This is a genomic window from Bacteroides gallinarum DSM 18171 = JCM 13658 (assembly GCF_000374365.1).
GTDB classification, from domain to species: domain Bacteria; phylum Bacteroidota; class Bacteroidia; order Bacteroidales; family Bacteroidaceae; genus Bacteroides; species Bacteroides gallinarum.
This window is the reverse complement of sequence record NZ_KB894216.1, coordinates 1-1149: the sequence shown is the minus strand read 5'-3', so window position 1 is coordinate 1149 and position 1149 is coordinate 1. Positions and strand designations below refer to the sequence as shown.

The 1149-nt window shown below is 33.0% G+C and carries 2 protein-coding genes; one reads left to right on the top strand and one right to left on the bottom strand.

Annotation, left to right across the window (positions count from 1 at the left end; translation table 11 throughout):
• A partial coding sequence (locus C233_RS23175; RefSeq protein ID WP_018669627.1) for a restriction endonuclease subunit S occupies positions 1 to 604 on the top strand: 604 nt, incomplete at its 5' end.
• Here C233_RS23175 and C233_RS0122085 read toward each other — a convergent pair.
• The coding region (locus C233_RS0122085) for a restriction endonuclease subunit S (protein WP_018669626.1) at positions 597 to 1149 on the bottom strand (553 nt) is incomplete at its 5' end. The two genes, C233_RS23175 and C233_RS0122085, sit on opposite strands and share 8 nt — an antisense overlap.

The window sequence follows — 1149 nt, the reverse complement described above, 5'->3', positions numbered from 1 at the left end:
GTCCGCAATTATTGAAGAACATTACAAGCAAATTGATAAGCGATGTGTACGTATTTTTGAATTAGGAGAACCATTCAATGTCGGAAATTTATCAAAAGAAGAATTATCTGAGACAGGAACTCCTTGTGTTATATATGGAGAACTTTTTACAACCTATGGTGCGACCATAAATAAAGTGGTCAGTCATACTAACAAATCAAAAGGAATGACTTTAAGCCAAAAAGGAGATTTATTGTTTCCATCTTCAACTACAGTTGATTCTATATCCCTTATAGCGCCATCTGTTATAAATGTTGATAATGTAATATTAGGTGGAGATATGTTTGGAATACATATAAACCACAACCATAATGCTCAATATCTAAGTTATTATTTCAATCATATAGCAAAGAGACAATTAGCAAAATATGCAAAGGGTAGTACTATTATCCATTTGCATTATGCTGATATTGAAAACGTAAAATTGTTATTACCTTGCAAGGAAGCTCAAAATAGTATGGCAAAATGCTTAATCTCTTTGGATAAAAAGATTGGTGTTGAAAATTCTGTTCTTAGCTCACAGAATTGCCAGAAGGCATATTTACTCTCGCAGATGTTCATATAAACATTTGGCGAAGCATATGTTGCTTTTGTAACTGCAAAGAATTTAAGGTGTTATGTTCAACTTCAAGTTTAGCATAAAGGGCATCAATAATTTTACATATATGTTGCTGCTTCGAAATAGGAGGTAGCTTTATTTCTGCTTTTTGAAATATATCCATTCTCAAAGACGGTACAGTAGAACCAACTGAGTTTCTGATGAAATAAGAGTTTAATGTAGTCATAAAATGGTAACAATATCTTGGCAAAATACATGAGGTGAAATCCGTTATGGCATAGCATCTTTGATGTAGGGCAAATTTCCCCTTATAATATCGAGGGTAAAAACTTTGTCCTTCTCCAGCATAAATAATAGCCTCTTTGTCAAACGAATAAGTTGGAAACCATTTTAATTCTTCTGAACGGTCAAAAAAAGGATACCAATCTTTTCTATATTCAGTATTAGCATCTTGTACGTCACCGACACCATTTGTAATATGTGCAATGTCGCCTAAACGTACTGTATTAACCTCTATAATTGAGTGAAAGAGTAAGTTTGTTATTGCGGAC